19 protein-coding genes and 1 riboswitch are annotated in these 24,010 nt (G+C 72.9%); of the genes, 10 read left to right on the top strand and 9 right to left on the bottom strand.

The window, feature by feature from the left end; genetic code table 11:
- Nucleotides 1–231 precede the first annotated feature (231 nt).
- A complete protein-coding gene (locus tag OG521_15495) occupies nucleotides 232–1,938 on the top strand; it encodes a peptidase (protein WUW22124.1) in 1,707 nt (568 codons plus the stop codon).
- Nucleotides 1,939–2,288: 350 nt separating this feature from the next.
- Here the strand turns inward: OG521_15495 and OG521_15490 are convergent, their stop codons facing one another.
- Entirely contained in the window at nucleotides 2,289–2,591 is a 303-nt protein-coding gene (locus tag OG521_15490) for a chorismate mutase (protein ID WUW22123.1), read from the bottom strand.
- Between the two features lie 345 nt (nucleotides 2,592–2,936).
- On the opposite strand from OG521_15490, the gene guaA reads away from it, so the two are divergent.
- The 4 genes from guaA (at nucleotide 2,937) to OG521_15470 (ending at nucleotide 7,543) form a co-directional block, all read left to right on the top strand.
- Nucleotides 2,937–4,523 carry a glutamine-hydrolyzing GMP synthase gene (gene guaA, locus OG521_15485; GenBank protein WUW22122.1) on the top strand — a complete coding sequence of 529 codons (1,587 nt, stop codon included), beginning with the start codon at nucleotides 2,937–2,939 and terminating at the stop codon, nucleotides 4,521–4,523.
- Nucleotides 4,524–4,694: 171 nt separating this feature from the next.
- Nucleotides 4,695–5,465: a class II aldolase/adducin family protein gene (locus tag OG521_15480; GenBank protein ID WUW22121.1), complete on the top strand. Its 771-nt coding sequence runs from the start codon at nucleotides 4,695–4,697 to the stop codon at nucleotides 5,463–5,465.
- 126 nt (nucleotides 5,466–5,591) lie between these two features.
- On the top strand, nucleotides 5,592–6,857 hold the full coding sequence (locus OG521_15475) for a hypothetical protein (protein WUW22120.1): 1,266 nt from the start codon (nucleotides 5,592–5,594) through the stop codon (nucleotides 6,855–6,857).
- Between the two features lie 176 nt (nucleotides 6,858–7,033).
- The gene (locus OG521_15470; GenBank protein ID WUW22119.1) at nucleotides 7,034–7,543 is read left to right on the top strand and encodes a DoxX family protein; all 510 of its coding nucleotides are present in this window, start codon (nucleotides 7,034–7,036) and stop codon (nucleotides 7,541–7,543) included.
- Here the strand turns inward: OG521_15470 and OG521_15465 are convergent.
- Complete coding sequence (locus OG521_15465; protein WUW22118.1) at nucleotides 7,450–7,713, bottom strand: hypothetical protein; 264 nt, start codon at nucleotides 7,711–7,713, stop codon at nucleotides 7,450–7,452. The two genes, OG521_15470 and OG521_15465, sit on opposite strands and share 94 nt — an antisense overlap.
- Entirely contained in the window at nucleotides 7,700–9,019 is a 1,320-nt protein-coding gene (locus OG521_15460) for a PspC domain-containing protein (protein WUW22117.1), read from the bottom strand. Before OG521_15460 ends, OG521_15465 begins: the two co-directional genes overlap by 14 nt.
- A gap of 174 nt (nucleotides 9,020–9,193) precedes the next feature.
- On the opposite strand from OG521_15460, the gene OG521_15455 reads away from it, so the two are divergent.
- Both OG521_15455 and OG521_15450 read left to right on the top strand, forming a co-directional pair.
- On the top strand, nucleotides 9,194–10,492 hold the full coding sequence (locus OG521_15455) for a PspC domain-containing protein (protein WUW22116.1): 1,299 nt from the start codon (nucleotides 9,194–9,196) through the stop codon (nucleotides 10,490–10,492).
- Nucleotides 10,476–11,180: a response regulator transcription factor gene (locus tag OG521_15450; protein ID WUW22115.1), complete on the top strand. Its 705-nt coding sequence runs from the start codon at nucleotides 10,476–10,478 to the stop codon at nucleotides 11,178–11,180. Before OG521_15455 ends, OG521_15450 begins: the two co-directional genes overlap by 17 nt.
- Before the next feature lie 12 nt (nucleotides 11,181–11,192).
- On the opposite strand, the gene OG521_15445 is transcribed toward OG521_15450, so the two are convergent.
- On the bottom strand, nucleotides 11,193–12,239 hold the full coding sequence (locus tag OG521_15445; GenBank protein ID WUW22114.1) for an NlpC/P60 family protein: 1,047 nt from the start codon (nucleotides 12,237–12,239) through the stop codon (nucleotides 11,193–11,195).
- A gap of 354 nt (nucleotides 12,240–12,593) precedes the next feature.
- On the opposite strand from OG521_15445, the gene OG521_15440 reads away from it, so the two are divergent.
- On the top strand, nucleotides 12,594–12,947 hold the full coding sequence (locus OG521_15440; protein WUW22113.1) for a hypothetical protein: 354 nt from the start codon (nucleotides 12,594–12,596) through the stop codon (nucleotides 12,945–12,947).
- A 78-nt stretch (nucleotides 12,948–13,025) separates the two neighbouring features.
- Here the strand turns inward: OG521_15440 and OG521_15435 are convergent, their stop codons facing one another.
- The gene (locus OG521_15435) at nucleotides 13,026–14,195 is read right to left on the bottom strand and encodes an NlpC/P60 family protein (protein WUW22112.1); all 1,170 of its coding nucleotides are present in this window, start codon (nucleotides 14,193–14,195) and stop codon (nucleotides 13,026–13,028) included.
- Nucleotides 14,194–14,359: riboswitch (cyclic di-AMP (ydaO/yuaA leader) on the bottom strand. Its footprint overlaps the gene before it by 2 nt.
- Nucleotides 14,360–14,618: 259 nt before the next feature.
- Between OG521_15435 and pcrA the strand changes: the two genes are divergently transcribed.
- Nucleotides 14,619–17,057 (top strand): DNA helicase PcrA, encoded by a 2,439-nt coding sequence (gene pcrA, locus OG521_15430; GenBank protein WUW22111.1) that lies wholly within the window; start codon nucleotides 14,619–14,621, stop codon nucleotides 17,055–17,057.
- 90 nt (nucleotides 17,058–17,147) lie between these two features.
- On the opposite strand, the gene OG521_15425 is transcribed toward pcrA, so the two are convergent.
- Together OG521_15425 and OG521_15420 are read right to left on the bottom strand one after the other, a co-directional pair.
- Entirely contained in the window at nucleotides 17,148–18,704 is a 1,557-nt protein-coding gene (locus tag OG521_15425) for a M23 family metallopeptidase (GenBank protein ID WUW22110.1), read from the bottom strand.
- Nucleotides 18,705–18,965: 261 nt separating this feature from the next.
- Nucleotides 18,966–19,826 (bottom strand): alpha/beta fold hydrolase, encoded by an 861-nt coding sequence (locus OG521_15420; protein ID WUW26690.1) that lies wholly within the window; start codon nucleotides 19,824–19,826, stop codon nucleotides 18,966–18,968.
- Nucleotides 19,827–20,261: 435 nt separating this feature from the next.
- Between OG521_15420 and OG521_15415 the strand changes: the two genes are divergently transcribed.
- A complete protein-coding gene (locus OG521_15415) occupies nucleotides 20,262–20,669 on the top strand; it encodes a cobalamin B12-binding domain-containing protein (GenBank protein ID WUW22109.1) in 408 nt (135 codons plus the stop codon).
- Between the two features lie 100 nt (nucleotides 20,670–20,769).
- On the opposite strand, the gene OG521_15410 is transcribed toward OG521_15415, so the two are convergent.
- The gene (locus tag OG521_15410; protein ID WUW22108.1) at nucleotides 20,770–22,413 is read right to left on the bottom strand and encodes a DUF5691 domain-containing protein; all 1,644 of its coding nucleotides are present in this window, start codon (nucleotides 22,411–22,413) and stop codon (nucleotides 20,770–20,772) included.
- 17 nt (nucleotides 22,414–22,430) lie between these two features.
- Nucleotides 22,431–23,924: an SWIM zinc finger domain-containing protein gene (locus tag OG521_15405; GenBank protein WUW22107.1), complete on the bottom strand. Its 1,494-nt coding sequence runs from the start codon at nucleotides 23,922–23,924 to the stop codon at nucleotides 22,431–22,433.
- Between the last annotated feature and the right edge of the window lie 86 nt (nucleotides 23,925–24,010).

Below are 24,010 nucleotides of genomic sequence, written 5' to 3'. Positions count from 1 at the left end.
GCGTGACGGATGTGACCGGTGGTTCCGCATGCATGACCTGCAGAGGGACCCAATGGTTGTCCCCGAGTTCACATAATCCTTATGTGATGCCCATCACGTCCGTGCGCGGTGCTCCCCGGGTGACGTGCTCAATCCGTGACCTGGGTCCGCGCAACTGTTCCCGCGGTCCCGGGGTCGAACTCGTATCGCTGCGCCGCAGCCGTACAGCTCCCGACCCCAGAAGGCCCCGCGATGAGAAGCACGACCCCGAGAGCCGCCGCGCGCCGTGTCGCGGGCGCTCTCGCCGCCGTCGGCCTGCTGGCCGCCGGATCGCTCGCCCTGGGCGCCCCGGCCCGTGCCTCCGGTCCCGTCATGGGCTTCGGCGGCCCCGCCGAGACCGCCCTGCACCCGTACCCGGCGACCGGCGCACCGCAGGGGACCTCCCTCGCGATCACCGTCGACAACCCGCTGCGGGACGAGGAGCACGGCGGCTTCACCGGCGCGTACACGGTGACCTTCGACCTCGGCGGCATCGCGGGCGTCGCCGACGCCGGGTTCGGCACGGACGGCCGTGCGGACGGCGGTACGGACTGCACGGTCACCGGTACCACCGGCGTGTGCCACGGCGAGGGCCTCGCACCCGGGCCGAACCCGCTGCCCGAGCTCCGCTTCACCGCCGCGGAGGGCAGCGAGGAGGGGGACTCCGGGACCGTCAGGGTCACCGGCACGGCGGACGGCGTGACCTTCGCCCCGTTCACCACGCGGATCGGGATCGGCGGCCCCGACCTGGTGATGAGGCGGGCCGAGCTGAAGCGGGAGCTCGTCCCCGGCCAGACCCAGCCGGTCCCGCTGGCGTTCAGCAACGACGGAACCCGCGCCGCCGACGGCGTCCTGCTCACGCTCGTCTACACGCGCGGCATCGAGTTCACCGAGCGGTACGAGAACTGCGTGTACAGCGAGGACGACGGCGGCCTGGGCTTCACCGTCCGGACAACGGCACTTTGCTCGGTCGAGGGCAGCTTCGAGGCGGGCGCCGCCTACGAACTCGCCGAACCGCTGACCCTCAGGGCCACCCGGCGCGCCTACCGGGACACCTTCGTCTACCGCGTCGACGAGGGCGGTCCTGGCGTGCGCGCCGCCGAACGCTCCGGCGCGCGATCCGCACCGGGCAGCAAGGGGAACGTGCTCGCGCTCACCGAACTCCCCGCCGCCCGCTCCGCCGATCTCGACCCCGGCGACAACCAGCAGGAGAACGCCTTCAGCACCGCGAACACCGCCGACTTCGTCGCGTACGGCGACACCGCGGACGGCATGGTGGGCAGCACCGTCGAGGCCGACATCGGCTTCCGCAACGAGGGGCCCGCCTGGATCGGCGGCCTCGATGCGGGCGAGCCCGCCGCCACGGTCGACTTCACCGTCCCCCGCGGTGCCTCGGTCACAGGGTGGCCGGACGCCTGCCGGGGTGTGACGGCCGACGGGCGGTCCCGCGAGCAGCAGGCGGGCGCCCCGCGCTACCGGTGCACGGCCCCGGCGGCCGTCCGGGAGGACGGCGGCCTCGGGCTGCACTTCGACCTGCGGATCGTCGAGGCCGTCACGGGGGCCTCCGGGAGGGTCGAGGTGCGGGGCGCGGGAGACCCGCCGCTGCCGTTCGACCCGGACCGGAGGAACGACACAGCCGCCCTCGTCCTGAACGCGGACACCTCCGGCACGTCGGGCGGCGCCGGGTCCACCGGGGGCTCGGGGGACACGGGCCCCACCACGTCCGGGTCCACCGGGGGCTCGTCCGCCACCGGCGGTTCCGCGTCGTCCGGTTCGACCGGACCGGCCGGCCCGGGGCCGCGGACCGTCGGCAGTCTCGCCGCGACCGGCACCGACGCGCTCACGGCCGCAGGCGCCGCGGCGGCCGCCCTGCTGGCGGGCGGGGTGCTGTACGTGACCGGGCGGCGCACCGTCCGGTAGGCGGGGAACGCGCAAGGGCCCGTGGACCGGTTGTCCGGTCCACGGGCCCTTGGACACGGCAGGCTCCAGGCGTCCCTGAAGCCTGCCGTTTCTGAGGTGACCGGGCTGCTGTCCCCTGCCGACCGGTCACGCACGCCGGTGCGCGGTCCCACGGCGTACATGCAGTACGCCACACGCCCCGGCGGAGCCACGCGTGGTTCTGTTTCCCAAGCCGCCCCTGGCTGGCACGGACACCGGGACCAACGAAGCCGCGCCCGGACCGGTCACGCGCCGTACGGGTGAGAGTCCGCCCGAACTGGGATACGCCCGTACAGCCCTGCCGGCCCAAGGGGCGCCTGAGCTGCGGCGGGTCACACGCGGCCGCGGCACAGCTCCAGCAGGGTCATCGCGAGAGAGGTGCCGGGCCTGCCCAGCGCGTCCCGGTACTGGCCGAGCACCTCCATCTCGCGGGAGAGGCTGACCCGGCGGCCGCCGGACGTGATCCGGGCCTCCTGGATGACGGTGGAGACGGCCATCCGTTCCTGGACGAGCCCGATGATCCGGTCGTCGAGCGAGTCGATGCGCGTCCGTGCGTCCGCGATCAGGGACGCGGCCTCGTCGGTGTGCGCACCGGTCACCTCGGTGGCGGTGCGGGCGGCTGTGGTGCTGCTCATGGCGGGTCTCCCGGTGGTGGGGTGCGGCTGCCCCCGGCCGACCGGGCCCGGAACGCCAGAACGCCCCGGGCCTGTCGGCCCGGGGCGCCTGGAACGTTGCTTGTCAGTTGCTCAAGCAGCACGACCATGGCAGCCGGCGGGCCGGGTGCCATAGGTAAAGACGAAGGTCGTGTGCTGACGCATGGGGGACAGTATGGACCCGGCCCCGGGCCCGGGCCAAAGGCGGGCCCGGATGGTGAGACGGCGGTGGCCGCGGGCGGTGCGTATCGGTGCGACGAGGGGCGCCCCGGGCCGCCGGTAGAATCGGGAGGACCGACCCCCTCTCCACCGCCGGAAGGCCGCCCCGTGCCAGCAGCACCCCCCGCCGCCCCCGACACCACCACCGACGTGGTCCTCGTTGTCGACTTCGGCGCCCAGTACGCCCAGCTCATCGCCCGACGGGTCCGTGAGGCCCGGGTCTACAGCGAGATCGTGCCGTCCACGATGCCGGTGGCCGAGATGCTGGCCAAGAACCCCCGGGCGATCATCCTGTCCGGCGGACCGTCCTCCGTGTACGCCGAGGGCGCGCCCTCGCTCGACCGGGCGCTGTTCGAGGCCGGGGTCCCCGTCTTCGGCATGTGCTACGGCTTCCAGCTGATGGCGACCACGCTCGGCGGCACCGTCGACGACAACGGTGCCCGTGAGTACGGCCGTACCGCGCTCTCCGTCTCCAAGTCCGGCTCGACGCTCTTCGAGGGCACGCCGGACCAGCAGTCGGTGTGGATGTCGCACGGCGACGCCTGCTCCGCCGCCCCCGAGGGCTTCACCGTCACCGCGTCCACGGACGTCGTCCCGGTCGCCGCCTTCGAGAACGACGAGAAGAAGCTCTACGGCGTCCAGTACCACCCCGAGGTGCTGCACTCCACGCACGGCCAGCAGGTCCTGGAGCACTTCCTGTACCGCGGCGCGGGCATCGAGCCGACCTGGACGACGACCAACGTCGTCGAGGAGCAGGTCGCCGCGATCCGCGCCCAGGTCGGCGACAAGCGCGCCATCTGCGGTCTCTCCGGCGGCGTCGACTCCGCCGTCGCCGCGGCCCTCGTCCAGAAGGCCATCGGCTCCCAGCTCACCTGCGTCTACGTCGACCACGGCCTGATGCGCAAGGGCGAGACCGAGCAGGTCGAGAAGGACTTCGTGGCCGCCACCGGCGCCAACCTGAAGGTCGTCGACGCGAGCGAGCGCTTCCTGAAGGCGCTGGCCGGGGTCTCCGACCCGGAGACCAAGCGCAAGATCATCGGCCGCGAGTTCATCCGCGTCTTCGAGCAGGCGCAGCTGGAGATCCTCCAGGAGGACGGCCCCGAGGTCGCCTTCCTCGTGCAGGGCACCCTCTACCCGGACGTCGTCGAGTCCGGCGGCGGCACCGGCACCGCCAACATCAAGTCCCACCACAACGTGGGCGGGCTCCCCGACGACATCGAGTTCCAGCTCGTCGAGCCGCTGCGCCAGCTGTTCAAGGACGAGGTCCGGATGGTCGGCCAGGAGCTCGGCCTGCCCGAGGAGATCGTCCAGCGCCAGCCCTTCCCCGGCCCCGGACTCGGTATCCGGATCGTCGGCGAGGTCACCGAGGAGCGGCTCGACCTGCTCCGGGACGCCGACGCGATCGCCCGCGAGGAGCTGACCGCGGCCGGCCTGGACCGTGACATCTGGCAGTGCCCGGTGGTCCTCCTGGCGGACGTCCGCAGCGTCGGCGTCCAGGGCGACGGCCGCACCTACGGCCACCCGATCGTGCTGCGCCCCGTCTCCTCCGAGGACGCCATGACGGCGGACTGGTCGCGACTGCCGTACGAGACGCTCGCCAAGATCTCCACCCGCATCACCAACGAGGTCGCCGACGTCAACCGCGTGGTGCTCGACATCACGAGCAAGCCGCCGGGGACCATCGAGTGGGAGTGATCCCCACTCCGACCGTCACGCCGATGCCGCCGTCCGTACCCACGGGCGGCGGCATCGCCGCGTTCCCGGCCCGAATCGATCGCGGATCCCTCTGGCCACCTGCGGCAACCGGCGGTAACTTCCGATCCCGTACGTCTGATCCCGTACGCCGGGGAGCCCCGAGGAGCCGCCATGACCGAGCCCACACCCATACCCGTGGACCAGCTCCACTTCGCGATGCCGCCCGTGCACACCTCCCTCGACGAGGAACGCACGTACCGCAAGGAACGCCTGGCCGGGGCGCTGCGCCTGTTCGGTGAGTACGGGTACGAGGACGGGGTCTCCGGGCACATCACGGCCCGCGACCCCGAATTCGCCGACTGCTTCTGGGTCAACCCCTTCGGCGCCCCCTTCGACGGGCTGCGGCCGGACGAGCTGATCCTGGTGAACGGTGAGGGGCAGGTCGTCGAGGGGCGCCACCACGTCAACCAGGCGGCGTTCGCCGTCCACGCGCAGGTGCACCGGGCCCGCCCGGACGTCGTCGCCGTCGTGCACACCCACTCGGTGCACGGCAGGGCACTGGCCGCGCTCGGTGAGCTGGTGGAGCCCATCACCCAGGAGGCCTGCGCCTTCTACGAGGACCACGCGCTGTACGACGCGTACACCGGGGTCGTCGTGGACGAGGAGGAGGGGCGCCGGATCGCGGCCGCGCTGGGGGCCCGCAAGGCGATCGTCCTGCGCAACCACGGGCTGCTGACCGTGGGCGACTCGGTGGACGCGGCGGCCTGGTGGTTCCTCGCGCTGGAGCGGTCCTGCCAGGTCCAGCTGGCCGCGCGGGCGGCCGGGAAGCCGGTCCTGATCGAGCACCGGGACGCCGTCACCACCCGCGAACAGCTCGGCAGCGACCTGGTCGCCTGGATCAATTACCAGCCGCTGTGGCGCCGTATCTCTCGAACGTTCTGACGATCCCGCCCGCCCGGTGTGCCCCGATGCGGGAACCGCCCGTACCGTACGGCACAATTCGCAGCAATCGCAGCTGAGTTGGGTTGATCATCAGCTGTACCGGGGTGGGAAAGGGCGGCGTTCTCCGTGGCGTTGGACGAGGCGGGACAGACCACGCACGGCGGTGGCTGCACGTGCGGCGACTGCCCGCACGGAGCGCGTCAGGGACACCGGCGCGCGGTGGCCGCCTTCCTGGCCAAGCGGGACGAACTCGCCGCGGGTCAGGGGCTTCCCGCCGGGGTCGCCCAGTCCCCGTCCGCGACCCGGCAGTGGGTCTCGGACGAGCTGACCCAGTCCGCGCGCGCCGTCGCCGACCGCGGCCGCGAGGCCGGGGACGCCTGGCTGTACCGGGTGTGGCAGCGCACCCTGGTCGTCGTGTGGGGCGCGGTCGCCGTGCTCGCGGTCGCCGAGGCCGCCACCGCGATCGGTGCGGGCTGGTCCCACGCCCGTACCGCCGGCCTGGTCGCCGGGGTGGTCACCGCCGGGCTGCTGACCGCAGCCGCACACCTCCACCGGGCGCGCGGCGGCCTCCTCGCCCCGCTGATCGGCGAGGACAACCGGCTCTCCACCTCCCGCGCGGTCGCCGCGTCCTGGGTGCTGCTCGCCGTCTTCTCGGTGCTCGTCCTCGCTCTCCAGCTGGCGGGCGCCTCCGGCCACGCGCAGCGCGACGCCCTGATCGAGGGCCTCGACCTGGCGCGCGGCTCCGGTGTGGTGACCGTGCTGGCGCTGGTGTGCGCCATCGCGGTGGTCGTCCGGCGGGTGGTGGGCGTACGGGTGCTGTCCGGGCGGCTGCAGAAGCTGCGGGCCGACCGGCCGCGCGCCGCCGACCTGCTCACCGACGACTCCGGGCGCGGCGGGTTCACCGATGTGCAGTACGTGCTGGTGTCCACGGTCGCGGTGGTCTTCGCCGCGGTCCGCCTCGCCCGCCGGCCCGAGCAGCTGCCCGATCTGCCGTGGGGGCTCGCCCTGCTGGTGGCCGTGTCGGCGGCGGCCTACTTCGCCGGGAAGTACACCGAGGGCGGCCGGCCCGTGGTGCTGTCGGTGGTCCGGGCCCGGGAGGCCGGTGACCTGGACGCGCCGATCCGTACCGGTGACGACATCGAGATCCGCGGCGCGGGCTTCGTGCCGCCCGGCGCCGGGGCGCCGGACCGGCTGGCCCGCATGGTCGTGCGGATCGGCCCCGTCCACGTACACGTCCCGATGGTCCCGGTCACCGGCGGCTTCGCCAACCCGACCGACACAGTGCTGACCGTGCCGGTGCCGGTGGAGGTGGAGCCCGGGGTGGTCGAGGTGCAGGTGGTGACGGCATCGGGCGCGGAGTCGAACCGGGTCGCGATCGACGTGACCGACTGAGCCCCGGCCCGCCCGCCGTTCGACCCGATGGCCGAACCCGACCGCGCACCTGGTGAGCCGGGCGTTCGGCGCGTACGTATGGTCTGGTGACGGATCGAACGGTCCGGCGAGGGTCGAATGACTCTGTGGGCGGACCCGGTGGTCCGGCGGGCAGAGCTGCGGAAGGCGGGACAACCATGCACGGGTACGGCACGAACGGGCGCGGTCTGGGCGAGGCCAGGAGCCTGCGGGAGCTGGCGCGGGAACATGCCCTGCTGCCCCTGCGGATCTTTCTCGGCGTCACCTTCATCTACGCCGCACTCGACAAGCTCACCGACAGCGCGTTCTTCCACGCCACCGGACCGGGATCCGTCGGCGAGCAGATGACCGCCGTCCGCGACTCCGCCGCGATCCCGGCCCTCGTCGACCTCGCGCTGAAGAGCCCGTCCGGCTTCGGGTACGCCATCGCCTTCGGTGAGCTCGCCGTCGGCATCGGCACCCTGCTGGGCCTGTGGAGCCGGATCGCCGCGCTCGGCGGTGCGCTGATCTCGCTCAGCCTGTGGCTGACCGTCAGCTGGCAGGTCTCGCCGTACTACCTCGGCAACGACCTGATCTACCTCATGGCCTGGCTGCCGCTGCTGCTCGGCGGGGCCGCCTCGTTCTCCGTGGACGCGGTCCTCGCGACCCGGCGGCGCCGGATGCGGTAGGCGATCCACGTCACCACGGCCGACAGCCACAGCCCGCCGACCAGGAGAGGGATGAAGAAGGCCCACGGCGGGTCCCAGGCGTCGGCCGCCTCCGCCGCGTACCCGGCGGCCAGCGCCAGCATCACCACACCCGCGACGGCCCGTCCGGGCCGGAACTCATGACGCAGCACGGGTGACCTCCACCTGTCCGATGCCGACTTCCAGATCGAGCGAGAGCGTGCCGGCCGGCTTCGTGCCCGCGGCCGGCCGCAGGGTCCTGCGCTCGTCCTGCGAGGGACGGATGTCGATGTCCCCATGGCGCGCCTCGCCCGGCACGTTGATGTCACCGAGGCCCGCGCGTGCGCGCAGCTTCACCGTGACGTCCTTCGGCACCCGTACGACGACCCGGCCCGCACCGACCTCCACACCGGTGGCGAGGGTGCCGCCCTTCGGCAGGACGACCCTTGTGAGGTCCAGGTCCGCCACCCCCGAACCCACCTCGTAGCGCGGCTGCACGGCGGCGACCGAGGCCGGCCGCCACTCCTTGCGCACCCAGTGCGCGGTGATCTCGTCGGGCAGCGCGGACGCGCCCGCCAGCAGAAGCGCCGTGAGCACCGCGAGCAGCAAGGTGCCGAAGCCGGTCCGGCCGACGAAGGAACTGACCAGCAACCCGACGGCGAACACCGCGAGCGCCGCGGCCAGACCGATCTGCAGACTCGTGCCGAACGGCTGGGAGTCCCAGCGCAGCCGCGCGCCCAGATAACCCGCCAGCACCGCGAGCAGGAAGACCGCACCGGCGATCGACGTCGGCTCCTCGCTCCGGCGCGAGCGCCCGGGCCCGCGGAACGGGTCCTCGGCCGTCGCCCCCCGCGGCCGCGCGGCCGACCTGCCGCCCAGCACGGTGTCCGAGGGACCCCACAGATAACCCGGCCCCGGCGGCCCCGTCGTGCCGTCCTTCACGATCGGGTCCCGCCACCAGGAGGGGCCCGACGGGGTCGGCGGCGCCTTCACCTCGGGCGGCGCGTCCGACACCGCCCGCTCCGCCGCCGGATGCACCCCCTCCTGCGGATCGGCCGTCCTGCGGTGCTGCGTCCAGACCGTGAAACCGATGACCGCGACCGAGAGCATCGCCGAGAACGCCAGCGTGCCGCTGTTGCCCAGCATGGACAGGAACAGACCGCAGCCGATCAGCGCGCACAGCACCGCGATCAGGGAGGCCCCCTCGACCCGGCCCGACAGCAGCCGGCGCGCCTCGTTCTCCTCCTCGCCCTCCAGCGGGATCAGCAGCCAGGCGAAGCCGTAGAAGATCAGCCCGATGCCGCCGGTCACGGAGAGCACGCCGAGCACGATCCGGAAGATCACCGGATCGACGTTGCAGTACCGGCCGAGCCCGCCGCACACCCCGGCCACCACTTTCTGCCGCGGGCTGCGGTGCAGCCGCGGTACGGGCCCGGGGGGCGTTGCGACGCCGGGCGGCGCATCCTGGGGAACGGTCATGGCTCCATGGTGACGGGCCGCGGTCCCTTCCGGCACCCGCCCCGACCCTGGCCGGTCCCTGATATTGGTCCGCCCGACCCTCAGGGGCTCCGCCGCCCCCGCCGGCCCGTCTCAGGGTGGAAGTGGGGGCCGACCCTGATGCCACCACCCGTACCGGCGTGTGACGATCGGGGCATGCCAGCCGCCACGCCCCGAGCCGCAAGCTCCCTCGCACCCGACCCGGAGGAGCCGCCCCAGCGCAAGCTGTACCGCAGCGCCGACGGACGGCTGCTCGGCGGCGTCGCGCGCGGTCTCGCCGGACACCTCGGGCTGCCGGTCGCCTGGGTGCGGTTCGTCTTCCTCGGCCTGTTCTTCGCGGACGGCCTGGGCGCGCTCCTGTACGCGGTGTTCTGGATCGTGGTCCCGCTCGGCGTCGGCGGCGTGGACGGCCCGCGGTCCGTCTTCGAGACCGCCCCCGACGGCACCCGACGGCTCCGCAAACCCGACAAGGGCCAGGTCTTCGCCCTCATCGCGCTGCTCATCGGCGCCCTGATCTTCGTCGGCAACGTCGACATGGGCAGCAAGGCCGACCGCTACATCTGGCCCACCCTGCTGATCGGCGCCGGTTCCGTCCTGGTGTGGCGCCAGGCCGACAACGCCCGCCGCGCCCGCTGGATGGAGGTCGGCAGCCGCCGTCGCGTCCTGCACCTGGCGCGCGGGCTGGCCGGGGTCGCCCTGGTCGGCCTGGGGCTGGCCGGCTTCATGGTCGTCCGCGGCTCCGCCGCCCAGCTCGGCAACGTCATCACCGCGGCCATCGCCGTGCTCACCGGCATCGCCCTGCTGGCCGGCCCCTATCTCGTCCGGATGACCCAGGACCTCTCCGAGGAACGCCTGATGCGCATCAGGGCCCAGGAGCGTGCCGAGGTCGCCGCCCACGTCCACGACTCCGTCCTGCACACCCTCACCCTGATCCAGCGCAACGCGGAGGACGCCGGCGAGGTCCGCCGGCTGGCCCGTGCCCAGGAGCGCGAGCTCCGCAACTGGCTGTACAACCCCGAGGGCACCGGCAAGGACGAGGGCGACGAGCCGGAGACCCTGGCCGAGGCCGTCAAACGCGCCGCCGCCGAGGTCGAGGACAAGCACGGCGTCCCGCTGGAGGTCGTCGTCGTCGGCGACTGCCCGCTGGACGAGAAGCTGACCGCACAGATGCAGGCCGCACGCGAGGCGATGGTCAACGCCGCCAAGTACGGTGGCGAGGGCGGCGCCGTACAGGTCTACGCGGAGGTCGAGGGCCGCACGGTCTTCGTCTCGGTGCGTGACCGCGGTCCGGGATTCGACCTGGATTCCGTACCGGGGGACAGAATGGGCGTCAGAGAGTCGATCATCGGCCGGATGCAGCGCAACGGCGGTACCGCCCGGCTGCGTTCGGTGCCCGGCGGGGGCACGGAAGTCGAGCTGGAGATGGAGAGGACGAGCGATGAACGGGACCACTGAGGCGACCGGGGGCCACGAGGGCCCGGAGCGCCGGGTACGAGTCGTGCTCGTCGACGACCACCGGATGTTCCGCACCGGCGTACAGGCCGAGATCGGCCGCACCGAGGAGACCGGGGTCGAAGTCGTCGGCGAGGCGGCCGACGTCGACCAGGCGGTCACCGTGATCACGGCGACCCGCCCCGAGGTCGTCCTCCTCGACGTGCACCTCCCGGGCGGCGGCGGCGTCGAGGTGCTGCGCCGCTGCGCCCCCTTCATGGGCGCGGCCGAGAACCCGGTGCGGTTCCTCGCACTGTCCGTCTCGGACGCCGCCGAGGACGTCATCGGCGTCATCCGCGGCGGCGCCCGCGGCTATGTCACCAAGACGATCACCGGCGCCGACCTGGTCGACTCGGTCTTCCGGGTCCAGGACGGCGACGCGGTGTTCTCGCCCCGGCTGGCCGGCTTCGTCCTCGACGCCTTCGCCTCCACGGACGCGCCGCCGGTCGACGAGGACCTCGACCGGCTGACGCAGCGCGAGCGCGAGGTGCTGCGGCTGATCGCCCGCGGCTACGCGTACAAGGAGATCGCCAAGCAGCTGTTCATCTCGGTGAAGACGGTCGAGTCGCACGTCTCGGCGGTGCTGCGCAAGCTCCAGCTCTCCAACCGGCACGAGCTCACGCGCTGGGCGACGGCCCGACGGCTGGTCTGAGCCCCGGGTCGTTCAGGCCACCCGGGCCGCTCCCGCGAAGGGCATCTGGTCGATCGGCGCGATGCGGACCGGGGCGCCCGGCCGCGGGGCGTGGATCATCTGGCCGTTGCCGATGTACAGGCCGACGTGACTGATGCCCGAGTAGAAGAACACCAGGTCACCGGGGGCGAGTTCGGAGCGCGGGACGCGCTGCCCCGCGTTGATCTGGGTGTACGTGGTCCGGGGGAGCGAGACGCCCGCGGCGCGCCAGGCGGCCTGGGTGAGCCCGGAGCAGTCGAACGAGGAGGGGCCGGTGGCGCCCCAGACGTACGGCTTGCCGAGCGCGGTGTACGCGAAGGCGACCGCTTCGGCGGCGCGGGCGTTGGGCGCCCGGTCGGCGCCGCGCGGGGCGCTGCGGTCGGCGTGGGCGCCGCCGCGGCCGCTCTCCGAGGCGTCGTAGGAGGCGCGCTCGGCGGGGGAGAGGCCGGCCAGCAGCCGCCTGGCCTCGGCGAGTCTGGCGCGGACCGTCGCCTTGTGCTTCTTCAGGGCCGCCTGGCGGGTGGCGAGTTCGGACAGCTGCCCGGCGGCCTCGGCGCGCACCTGCGCGACGTCGGCGACCTGGCGCTGCACGGTGCGGACCTCGGTGGCCCGCCGTTCGCCGGCCCGTTCCACGTACGAGGCGCGCTGGAGGTACTGGTCGGGGTCGGAGGAGAGCGCCAGCTGGAGCGCGGGGTCGAGGCCTCCCGCGCGGTACTGCGCGGCGGCGTACGAACCGAGGCCCTCGCGTGCGGCGTTGAGCCGCTCGGTCCTGCGGGCGGCCTCGTCCCGCAGCGCGTCCACGGACCTGGCGACGGCGGCCGCCTTCACCTTCGCGCCGTTGTACTGCTCGGTGGCGACCTCCGCCTCCCGGTACAGCCGGTCCACCTCGGCCCTCACCTGGGCGGTCGTCGGCGCCGGATCGGCGTGCGCGGATCCCGGCAGCGCGGCGGCGGTCGCGGCCCCGGCGAAGGCGAGCGTCGCCGCTGTGCGGGCTGCAGAGCCGGTGTAGGGGCGCTGCTTGGGTTTCCGGTGCGCTGCCACGAGGGCGGGCGTCCTTCCTTTCGACTGCCCGCCGGGGCCTACCGACGGGCCCGCCCGGTCCGGCGGTGGGCCGCCAACAGGGGGAGCGGCCCGCCGCCGGACCCGGCGGGGTGACCGGGAACGCCGTCCGGGTACGGATCGGCGGTGTGCCGGTCACCTGGGAAGGGACGCTAAACCCGGGACACGGGAAAGAGTTGTAATGGCGCCTATTGTCCGAATTTGGCGTTGCGTTGTCGCCTGACGATCAGAAAAATTGCACCAGAGTAAGGCAATTGGTGCATTTATCGGTCAAGCGGTCACTAAGACTCACCTGGCTGCGGAGTGCTGATATGGCCGGGGCTAGGCTCCGGAGCCATGCGTGTACTCATCGATGTCTTCGTCGCCCTGCACATCATCGGGATCGCCTCTCTGCTGGGCGGTTTCCTCACCCAGATGAAGGCGATGGGGGCGGGCACGGCACGGTTCGTCCCGGCCATGCTGCACGGCGCGCTGACCATGCTCGTCACCGGAATCGCCCTGGTCGGGCTCGACCAGGCCGACGACCACCCCGTGAACAACGTCAAGATCGGCATCAAGCTGCTGATCCTCGTCGTGATCCTCGGACTCGTCTACGTCAAGCGCGACGAGGAGAAGGTCGACAAGGGCCTCTTCGCGGCGGTCGGCGGACTGACGATCGTCAACATCTTCATCGCCACGCTCTGGACCTGAGCCGGATCACGGACACACGAAGGGCTGTGGCCCGGACCCCGGCGGTCCGGGCCACAGCCCTTCGTGTGCGGTGCCGTCCTAGCCCGGGCGCACGCTCCCGTAGATCGGCATGTAGTAGATCGACTCCTCGCGCACGTTCGCCCCCGGCTTCGGCGCGTGGATCATCATGCCGTCGCCCTTGTAGATGCCGACGTGGCTGATGTCGTCGTAGAAGAACACCAGGTCACCGGGTTGCAGATCCTCCGTGGCGATCCGGGTGCCCACATTGACCTGGTCCCAGGTGGTCCGCGGAATGTCGACGCCCGCGGCCTTCCAGGCGGCCTGGGTGAGCCCCGAGCAGTCGTACGAGGACGGGCCCGTCGCTCCCCAGACGTAGGGCTTGCCCATCTGCGCCCGGGCGAAGGCGAGGACCTTCTCGGCCTTGGTCGAGGCGTCGGCGTCCGAACCCGAACCTGTGCCGGTCCCGGTTCCGCTGCCCGTCCCCGTGCCGCTGCCGGCCTCCTTGGCGGCCTCCTCGGCCTTGCGCTCGGCCTCGGCCTTCGCGGCTGCCTGCTTCTTCGCCAGCTCCGCCGCCTTGCGCTTGGCCTCCGCCTCCTTCTTGCGCTCCAGCTCGGCCAGCCGCGCCTTCTCCTCGGCGGTCAGTTTCGACAGCAGTGTGCGGGCCTCGGTCAGCTTCGTCTGCACGTTCTGCTTGCTGGTGCGCAGCGTCGCCTGCGACTCGGTGAGCGTCTCCAGGCTCGCCACCGCCTCGGCCCGCTGCTTGGACGCCTTCGCCTGCTGCGTACGGAAGTCCGTGACGGCCTGCTGCTGGCGCTCGCCCATCCGGTCCATGAGGTGCGTCTGGTCGAAGAACGACTGCGGGTCGTTGGCCAGGAAGAAGGTGGCGGTCGGTGCGAGGGCGCCGTCGCGGTACTGGGCCGCGGCATAGGTGCCGAGCGTCCTGCGCGCCTCGTTCAGCTTCGCCGTGCGCGCGGCGACGTCGTCCAGGAGGGTGTCCACCTTGGCGCGCTGCCCGGTCGTCGCCTCCTTCGCCTGGTTGTACTGCTGGGTCGCCGTACCCGCCTGCCGGTACAGGTCGTCGACCTTCTTCTGCACGTCCTCGATGCTCGGCTTGGGCGCCGGGGCGGCCAGCGCGCTCTGCGAGGACAGCAGGGTCACCGAGGCCAGCGCGGCCGAGGTGAGCCCGACGGCCGGGGCGGTGGTGCGCACGCGGGTGCGTGGTTTGCGATGCGACGCCAAGGCCGGCATCTCCTTCCGTGGACCGCCTACCGGGTTAGCTGTCGGGTTCGGGCGGAACGGAAGGCTGCCCTACGGTCCTGGTGGGGGATGCGGACCGATTCACCCCGGTGTTGCGTGTGGGTCCCCGGTTCCGGACTTCTGCGGGAGCAGCCCGGATTCGGCGTGGACGCCCGCTCGGCGTGGATCGCCTCTGGGGGTACGGGCCGCCCGAACGAGCACGCTAGCCAACTCATGGTGTCCCTGTGAAGGTTGATGTTCGATATGCCCGATACATTTTCGTGACCTTGGCGTCGCGGGGTGTCGCGGGGCAGGTGGGGCCGGGGGACCGTCCACCCGGCGCGGTCGGGCACTCGCTCTGCGTGCCCGGCCGCGGGTGCGCTGTTCGTCACTCGGGCCCGGAGTGTCAGTGCGCACGCCTAGACTCGGGAGGCGATGAGCAGCCTCTTTGACGACAGCTTCCTGACCGGCCTCCAGCACACGGAGGAAGGGCCCCCGCCGCCCCCCGAGGACTCCGCACCCGAAGCGGTGCCGGAGGACCTCTTCGCGGGCGTGTTCGACGGCCCCCCGCCGCCCCGCGAGGCGTACTACCGCGACGGGGCACACCGCCCGGTCATCGACGCCGCCGCGCTGCTCGACGGGCTGAACACCGAGCAGCGCGCCGCCGTCGTGCACGCCGGGTCCCCGCTGCTCATCGTCGCCGGGGCCGGCTCGGGCAAGACCCGGGTGCTGACCCACCGCATCGCCCACCTGCTGGCCGAGCGCGGGGTACACCCCGGCCAGATCCTGGCGATCACCTTCACCAACAAGGCCGCGGGCGAGATGAAGGAGCGCGTCGAGCAGCTCGTCGGCCCGCGGGCCAACGCCATGTGGGTGATGACCTTCCACAGCGCGTGCGTGCGGATCCTGCGCCGCGAGTCCAAGCGGCTCGGCTTCACCTCGTCGTTCTCGATCTACGACGCCGCCGACTCCAAGCGCCTCATGGCCCTGGTCTGCCGCGATCTCGACCTCGACCCGAAGCGCTTCCCGCCCAAGTCCTTCACGGCCAAGGTGTCGAACCTCAAGAACGAGCTGATCGACGAGGAGACCTTCGCCGGACAGGCGACGGACGGCTTCGAGAAGACGCTCGCCCAGGCCTACGCGCTCTACCAGGCCCGGCTGCGCGAGGCCAACGCCCTGGACTTCGACGACATCATCATGACGACGGTGCACCTGCTCCAGGCGTTCCCCGATGTCGCCGAGCACTACCGCCGCCGCTTCCGGCACGTCCTGGTCGACGAGTACCAGGACACCAACCACGCCCAGTACACGCTCGTACGGGAGCTGGTCGGCCCGTCCGGCGAGGCCGACGCCCCGGGCGAGCTGTGCGTCGTGGGTGACGCGGACCAGTCGATCTACGCCTTCCGCGGCGCGACCATCCGCAACATCCTCCAGTTCGAGGAGGACTACCCGGACGCGACCACCATCTTGCTGGAGCAGAACTACCGCTCCACGCAGACGATCCTGTCGGCGGCCAACGCGGTCATCGAGCGCAACGAGAGCCGCCGCCCGAAGAACCTCTGGACCAACGCCGGCAGCGGCGCCCGCATCACCGGCTACGTCGCGGACACCGAGCACGACGAGGCGCAGTTCGTCGCGGACGAGATCGACCGGCTCACGGACGCCGGGGACGCGAAGGCGGGAGACGTCGCCGTCTTCTACCGGACGAACGCCCAGTCCCGTGTCTTCGAGGAGATCTTCATCCGCGTCGGCCTGCCCTACAAGGTCGTCGGCGGAGTGCGCTTCTACGAGCGCAAGGAGGTCAGGGACGTCCTGGCCTACCTCCGGGTCCTGTCCAACCCCGAGGACACCGTCCCCCTGCGCCGCATCCTCAACGTGCCCAAGCGCGGCATCGGCGACCGGGCCGAGGCGATGATCGACGCCCTGTCGATGCGCGAGAAGATCTCCTTCCCGCAGGCACTGCGCCGGGTCGACGAGGCGTACGGCATGGCGGCCCGCTCGTCGAACGCGGTGCGGCGGTTCAACACCCTGATGGAGGAGCTCCGCACGATCGTGGAGTCCGGCGCCGGACCGGCGGTCGTGGTGGAGGCCGTCATGGAGCGGACCGGCTACCTCGCCGAACTCCAGGCGTCCACCGACCCGCAGGACGAGACCCGCATCGAGAACCTCCAGGAGCTCGCGTCCGTCGCCCTCGAGTTCGAGCAGGAGCGGGCGGAGGAGGAGGGCGCGGGCACGCTCGCCGAGTTCCTGGAGAAGGTCGCGCTCGTCGCCGACGCCGACCAGATCCCCGACGAGGACGAGGACGGCTCCGGCGTCGTCACGCTGATGACGCTGCACACCGCGAAGGGCCTCGAATTCCCGGTCGTCTTCCTGACCGGCATGGAGGACGGCGTCTTCCCGCACATGCGGGCGCTGGGCCAGGTCAAGGAGCTGGAGGAGGAGCGCCGGCTGGCGTACGTCGGCATCACGCGCGCCCGCGAGCGGCTCTACCTCACCCGCGCGGCGATGCGCAGTGCCTGGGGCCAGCCCTCGTACAACCCGCCGTCGCGGTTCCTGGAGGAGATCCCGGACCAGCACCTGGAGTGGAAGCGCAAGGGCCCGATGGCGGCCCCGGCGGGACCGACGTCCGGCATCACCTCGTCGCTCTCCGCGTCCCGCGCCCGCTCCGGCCCCTCGGGCTTCGCGACCCGGCGGACCTCGGACAAGCCGACGATCACGCTGGTGGCGGGCGACCGGGTCACCCACGACCAGTTCGGTCTGGGCACGGTGACGGCGGTCGAGGGCATCGGGGACCAGGCGAAGGCCACGGTCGACTTCGGGGACGAACGCCCGAAGAAGCTGCTGCTGCGGTACGCACCGGTCGAGAAGCTGTAGCGCGCGCCCGGGGCGCTCCGCGCTCCGGGCCCCGTCCTCCGGCCGCTGTCGTGCTCCGGCCGGTTCGGGCGGGGCCTGGGCCGGCCGGTCTCAGGTCGGGTCGACGTTGTGGCTGCGGAGCCAGGGCAGCGGGTCGATGGCCGCGCCGCCACCGGGCCGCACCTCGAAGTGCATGTGCGGGCCGGTCGAGTTGCCCGAGTCGCCGGAGTACGCGATGACGTCCCCGGCCTTGACGGAGCCCGAGCGGATCCGGGTGCTGCTGAGGTGGCAGTACCAGGTCTCGGTGCCGTCGGCCATGGTGACGATGGCCATGTTCCCGTAGGCGGTGTTGAACTGCGTGCGCACGGTGCCGTCGGTCGCGGCCATCACCGGAGTGCCGTACTGCACGGGGAAGTCGATGCCCGTGTGCACCGACATCCAGTTGACGCCCGCCTGGCCGAAGTACGCGCTGAGGCCGTGCTGCTTGACCGGCATCACGTACTTGGGACGCAGCGCCTCCTTGCGGGCGGCCTCGGCCTCGCGCTTCTTCTTCTCGGCGGCCTGCCGCTCCTTCAGGTCGATGCGCTCCTGGGTGCGGCTCGCGCGGTCGGCGAAGTTCTCCGCGTCCGCGCTGAGGTTGGCGAGCTGGGTGTCCAGCTTGTTGTTGGCCGCGACCGGCTTGACCGTGCCGGGGTCGGCGGCCGCCATGGACATCGTGTCGTCCTGCTTCTTCTCCTCGCCACCGCCCATTCCGCCGACGGAGGCCGCGGCGATCCCCGCCACGCTCATCACGCAGGCGGAGGGAACGGCGACGGTGAGGAGCGCGGAACGCTTCGCGGGGGAGCGCCGCCGGCTGCGGCTGCCGCCACCGCCGCGGGTGACCGGGCGGGCCGCGGTGCGGTGGCGGTCGCCCGGGACGGGATCCGGGTCCGGGGCCGCGCTGTCGTGGGCCTGAGCGTGGTCGTCCGCCTCGGCCTCCGCCTCGGGGGCGTCTTCGGGGGTGGGAGCGGCCTCGGGGGCGTAGGACTCGTACGGATCGAAGGAGGCCTGCGGTTCGTACGTCCCGTAGGCCGCGTACGTCTCGTGCGCTTCATGCGTCTCGTACGGATGCTGGGCCGTTTGTTCGGCTTCGCCCGGGGCTGTCGCGGTTTGCACGCTTTGCTGTTCGTGCTCGGGCGTGGCGCCGGTGTTCCAGGCGGTCGCGTCGTACGCGCCGGTGTCGTATCCCGCCGTGTCGGTGCTTGCCCACTGGCCGTTCGGGTACCAGGTGGTGGTGTCCCACTGGCCCGAGGAGTCCGGGGTGCCGGCCTGGGCGGGGATCGTCGGGGCGTAGCCGTCGGTCGGCAGCCAGGTCGCGCCGGTGTCGTACTGCGGGGCGGCGTCGTAGCCGTACGGGGGGTGCTGCTGGGGCTGCGCGGCGTAGGCCGTGTAGTCGGCGGGGTGGCCGTAGTCGGCCGTGTGGTGCGCGCCGGTGTCCCACTGGGTCGTGTCGTACGGGGTGGCGTACCCGGCCTGCCCGCTGCCGTAGGGGGCGTCGTAGCCCGCCGTCGTGTCGTACGGACCGTCGTAGCCGCCGGGGAGGGAGCCGAAGAGCGGGTCGCTGTCGAAGCTGCCCGTGGAGTGGCTGTCGTATCCGGCGTACCCGGCGTGTGGGGGCTGGTCGTTCACCAACGTCTCTCTCGCCTCGGCAGCAGGACCAGTGTCCGGGGTCCGGTGGGGGACTCCGGGGGAAAGCAGTGGCCGCGACTGTACCCGGCGGTACGTGACGCCGACAATCTTCGGCGGCCCCCGGGCGCTCAGGAAACGGGCAATCGGCCGCCTTTCGCCGGGCTGCTCACACAGCTTTGGCTCTATGTTCGAAACCCGTTCTATTTGTGGGCAGGGTGAAGCACTGACCGGACGGCGTTCGGCTTCCGGAATCCGGCAGATTCACGCCACGGAGGCGGCGCCGGCGGAACCGTGGGCCGAGGCGTGCGCGTCGAGCGCCTGGCGGATGCCGGCCGCCACGGCGGGGTGGACGGGCAGGGCGAGATGGCCGATCCCGCTCACGCGGACGTTCACCGCGTCGAGGTCGGGGTGGTCGACGCAGGCCGCCTCCGCCGGGACGATCACCTGGTCCAGCTCGCTCCAGAAGCTGACGAACCGGGTGCGGCATCCGGGCGCGGGCAGCCGCAGTTCCTCGATCGGTACGGAGCCGCTGCGCATCTGGCGCACGATGGGGTGGGCGCCGGCCAGCGGGGCGACGGCGGTGCCGGCGTGCGGCGTACCGAGGGTGACGAGGGTGCGGACCCGGCGGTCACCGCCCAGCCGCTGTACGTAGTAGCGCGCTATCAGGCCCCCCAGGCTGTGCCCCACGATGTCGACCTCGCGGTGACCGGTGCGGGCGCAGATCTCCTCGACGTGCCGGCCGAGCAGCTCGGCGGCCGTGCGGATGTCGCAGGTCAGCGGGGAGTAGTTCAGCGACTCCAGGTGGCGCCAGCCGTGCCGGGACAGCGAGCGGCGCAGCAGGACGAAGACGGAACGGTTGTCGATGAAACCGTGCAGAAGCACGACGGGCGGCCGGTCGGGAGGCGCGGCGGCGGGCAGTGCGGTGGTTCCTGCGGGGGCGGGGGCGGGTCCGGATGCGGGGGAGTCGTCCGGCGGGCCGGTCGGTCCGGGTGCGGGGCGCCGCTCATCCGCGATTCCGGTGGGGTACAGGAGTGCGTGCCCGGCGAGCACCACCGCTTCCAGGGCGGTCGCTCTCAGCAGGGCGGCGGACAGCCAGGCGGACGGTATCCGGACGGACGGCAGGCGGGTGGACAGCGGACGGCCGGACGGCAGCCAGGTGGTGCCGGCGCACAGCCGGCGCAGCAGTAGGGGAAGAAAAGGCAGGGTCTTCACGGTCGACCTCCTGCTCCGGCACCCGGGGAAAAGCGGCTCCCTGCCCCGTATGCCCTCGTGGGGCGCCGTTTCGGAGGTGGTCCGGGCCCGGCCGGCCGGTGAGCCGTACCACCGTGCCGTGCGGCTGACGGCACGGTGGTACGACGACCTCGTCGCGGCTCCCCCGGCGGCCGGTCCCGCACGGCGGATGTGCCGCGTGCTGCGGGAACGGTGCCCGGTGAACTTGTCCCACGTGTGATTTCCCCCTCCCCGTCCACCGCGAAACGGCGGCTTGCGGGATGCTGTCGATAACGTTCGTTCACATCCCCGGCCCTTCAGGCACGGGAGACGCATGTGGAGGCAGTGATGGGTGTGACCGGTCCGATCCGTGTGGTGGTGGCCAAGCCGGGCCTCGACGGCCATGACCGCGGGGCCAAGGTGATCGCGCGGGCACTGCGCGACGCCGGTATGGAGGTCATCTACACGGGGCTCCACCAGACACCCGAGCAGATCGTGGACACCGCGATCCAGGAGGACGCCGACGCGATCGGCCTCTCGATCCTCTCCGGTGCGCACAACACGCTCTTCGCGAAGGTGATCGAGCTGCTCAAGGAGCGCGACGCGGAGGACATCAAGGTCTTCGGCGGCGGCATCATCCCGGAGGCGGACATCGCGCCGCTGAAGGAGCAGGGTGTCGCGGAGATCTTCACCCCGGGCGCGACGACGGTCGCGATCGTCGACTGGGTCAACGCGAACGTCCGCCAGGCGGCCTGAGCCCGATTCGGGCGGTGAGGGCCCGGCGCTGCCGGTGCGGGCGGCGGGCCCCGCGGGCCGAGGGCCCGGGCCCGGGCTGCGGGCCGCGGGCCGCGGGCTCTCAGCCGTCCGGAGCCAGCTCCCGGTCCATCGCGGCACGGAGCCGCAGCGTGGAGACCAGGCGCTGGAACGCCTCCGACCAGTAGCCGTTCGCACCCGGTGAGGCGTCCGCGGGCTCGTCGGGTGTGGTGGTGAGGACTTCCAGCCGGTCCGCCTCGGCCGGGTTCAGACAGCGCTCGGCGAGGCCCATCACCCCGCTGAAGCTCCAGGGGTAGCTGCCCGCGTCCCGCGCGATGTCGAGGGCGTCGACGACGGACCGCCCGAGCGGATCCGCCCACGGGGTCGGGCAGACACCCAGCAGCTGGAACGCCTCCGAGAGCCCGTGGGCCGCGATGAACCCGGCCACCCAGTCGGCCCGTTCGGCCGCGGGCAGCACGGCCAGGAGCTTCGACCGCTCGGCGAGCGACGCCGTGCCCGGGCCGTTCGACGGGGGCGTCGAGGGGGCACCGAGCAGCGCCCGGGCCCACTCCGGGTCCCGCTGCCGCACGGCTGCCCGGCACCAGGCCGCGTGCAGCTCCTCGCCCCAGTCGTCGGCCACGGGCAGCGCGACGATCTCCCGCGGCCCACGCCCGCCGAACCGCTTCGGCCAGACCCCCAGCGGCGACGACTCCACCAGTTGGCCCAGCCACCACGACCGCTCGCCCCGGCCCGAGGGAGGGAGCGCCACCACCCCGTCGCGCTGCATCGCCGCATCGCACTCGTGCGGGGCCTCCACCGCGACCGACGGTTCGGTGCCCGTCAGTCCGGGACTCACACAGGACAGGGCACGGTCCGCCATCCGGTGGGCCAGTGCCGATCCGGGCAGTGCGGACAGCAGCTCGGCGGCCGTGGCGCGCACGTTGCGGCTGCGGTCGGCGAGGGCCTGCTCCAGGAACTCCTCGTCGGCCCCGGACAGCCCGGTGCGCAGGGAGTCGATGAACATGAGCCGGTCCTCGGCCCGTTCCGCGGACCAGGTGGTGGCGAGCAGGGCGCGCGCGGCTTCCGCGTCATGGGCCCGTACGGCCGACAGCAGCCCGACCCGTTCGGCGAACAGGCCCTCCTCCCAGAGCCGGCCCACCGCCTCCCGGTCCGTCACCTCGGGGAGCAGGGCGCTGCCGGACGCGCCGCGCAGGGCGAACTTCCAGTCGGGGTTCAGCCCGGCCAGCCACAGCCCGCGCGGCCCGGCGAACGCCAGGGCCTGGGGGCGCAGATCCGTCCGCGCCCGGGCCGCGTCCAGCAGGGGCGGCAGCGCGGCGTCCGGGGCCCGGTAGCCGTGCCGGTTGGCGGCGGCGAGCCACTGCGGGATCAGCTCCGTCAGATCGGGGGCCGAACCGCGCCTGCCGCCCGAGCCGTTCGACGCCGCCCGGTCCGCGAGCAGCTGCGCGAGCCGGCTCCGGGCGGCCTGCGGCAGGGGCGGTCGTGGGTCGGCGGGCGCGGGACCGGGCCGGGGGCGCGCGGGGGCGGGCAGCAGCCCCGCCCGGCGCCGGACGGTGTGCAGAGCGGCGGCATCCAGGAGCGCGGCGGCGGCGCCGCCCGGTCCGGTGCCGGGAGCCGTCCCCGGCGGGCGGCGGTCCGTGCCGAGCAGCGCCGAGGTGACGAGCTCCTCCCATGGCGTGGACGCGAGCGTGGGTGCGGGTGAGGGTGCAGGTGCGGTGGTACGAGGCATCGCTCCTCCTCCAGGAGTCAGATGAGCGGCACGGTCTCGACGGTGGTGGGAGAGGCGGTGGCGGTCGCGACGGCGGTCGCAGTCGCGCCGGTTGCCCGGGGGTGAGTAACGGACCCTGTCGCTGCGGCGGCGCCCTCGCTTCCGGCCGGCCAGGCCGCGAGCGGGTCGAAGCCGCGGTGGCCGCATTCGCCGAAGACGGTGAGCGGGCCGCCGCCCGAGAGCGCGACGAGCTTCCAGAGCGCCGGCCGCGCCACCGCGGCGGAGGCGACGGGCAGGGCCGCGCCCCCTTCCGCGTCGGCCAGCTGCCAGCCGTCCTCGGACGGCACGGGTATGACATCGCGCAAGGTCACCGGCCAGGACTCCAGCCAGGGATCGTCGCCCAGGGCCCGCCCGTACGCGGCGATCGCCTCGGTGACCGGGACCCCCGGCGGAGGCGGTGCGGCCGGTGCGGGCAGGCCGAACTGCGGCCCCAGCTCGGCCCGTAGCTGTCCGGAACCCGGGTAGGGCGTGAGCTCGGCGTCGAGCGTGACCCCCACCGGCAGAGCCTGTGCGGGGGAGCGCCCGGCGGCGCCGAAGGACAGCAACAGCGCGGTGCGGCCCGACTCCCTGCCGTACAGCCAGATGCGGCGGCTGACGATCTTGCCGTCGGGGGTGTCGTACTGCGCGAGGACCAGCCAGTGGTCACGGAGCGGCGGCCCTTCAGCGGGGGCTGTCAGGCCGACCCGGGTGCGGACCGTCGCCGCCAGTGGCGGCGGCAGCCGGTCGATGCCCAGCCACGCCGTGTCCAGGAGGTGCAGCAGCGCGCACTCCTCCAGCAGCCGGACCGGCCAGCCCGGACCGGAGGCCGGTATCGCACCCAACTCCCGCACCCGGCCCGCCAGACCGGGCGCCTGCGCGTCGACCATGCGCGCCGCCGTCTCCTCCCACAGCCCGTACCCCGACTGCTCGGCCGCGGCCAGCCCGCCGCGCAACAGGTCGGTCAGGCGCTGTTCCAGCTCCTGCGCACCGCCGTCGATCCGCGCGGCACGGCGCTCGGCGCGGCGCCGGGCGGCCTCGGGATCGGCCGGGCCGACGCCCGCCGGACCGCCGTCGGCTCCCGCCGTGGCCGCGGACCCGGCCTTCGCGGCGGCGCGGGCGCGACGGCCCGCCAGCCACTCACCGGCCCAGTCGGGCGGATCGCCGGCGGCCGGTGCCGGACCGTCGCAGGCGCGGAGCAGCAGCAGGCCCAGCGCGTGCTTGCACGGGAACTTCCGGCTGGGGCAACTGCACGTGTACGCCGGACCGGTGGTGTCGACCACCGTCCGGTACGGCTTGCTTCCGCTGCCCCGGCACAGCCCCCACACCGCACCCGAAGCGTCTTCTCCGGTGTCCGACCACCAACCGGCCGAACCCAGCTTGTTCCCCGCCTTGCGTGAGGCGTCGTCAGGAGCCAGGGCCAGGACCTGCTCCACCGTCCAGCGCGCCGCCGGAGCAGCGGCGCCCAAGGGTTCTCCCCCGTCAGTCAGCAGCATGGGAACGACGTTAGGCCGCACCACTGACAACGGGCCCTGACCTGCGGGAAGGTCGATTGTCAGTGGCATGGTGCACGGTGGGAAGC

It is taken from the genome of Streptomyces sp. NBC_01463, assembly GCA_036227345.1.
Lineage (GTDB): Bacteria > Actinomycetota > Actinomycetes > Streptomycetales > Streptomycetaceae > Streptomyces.
This window is presented reverse-complemented; position numbering and strand designations above follow the sequence as displayed.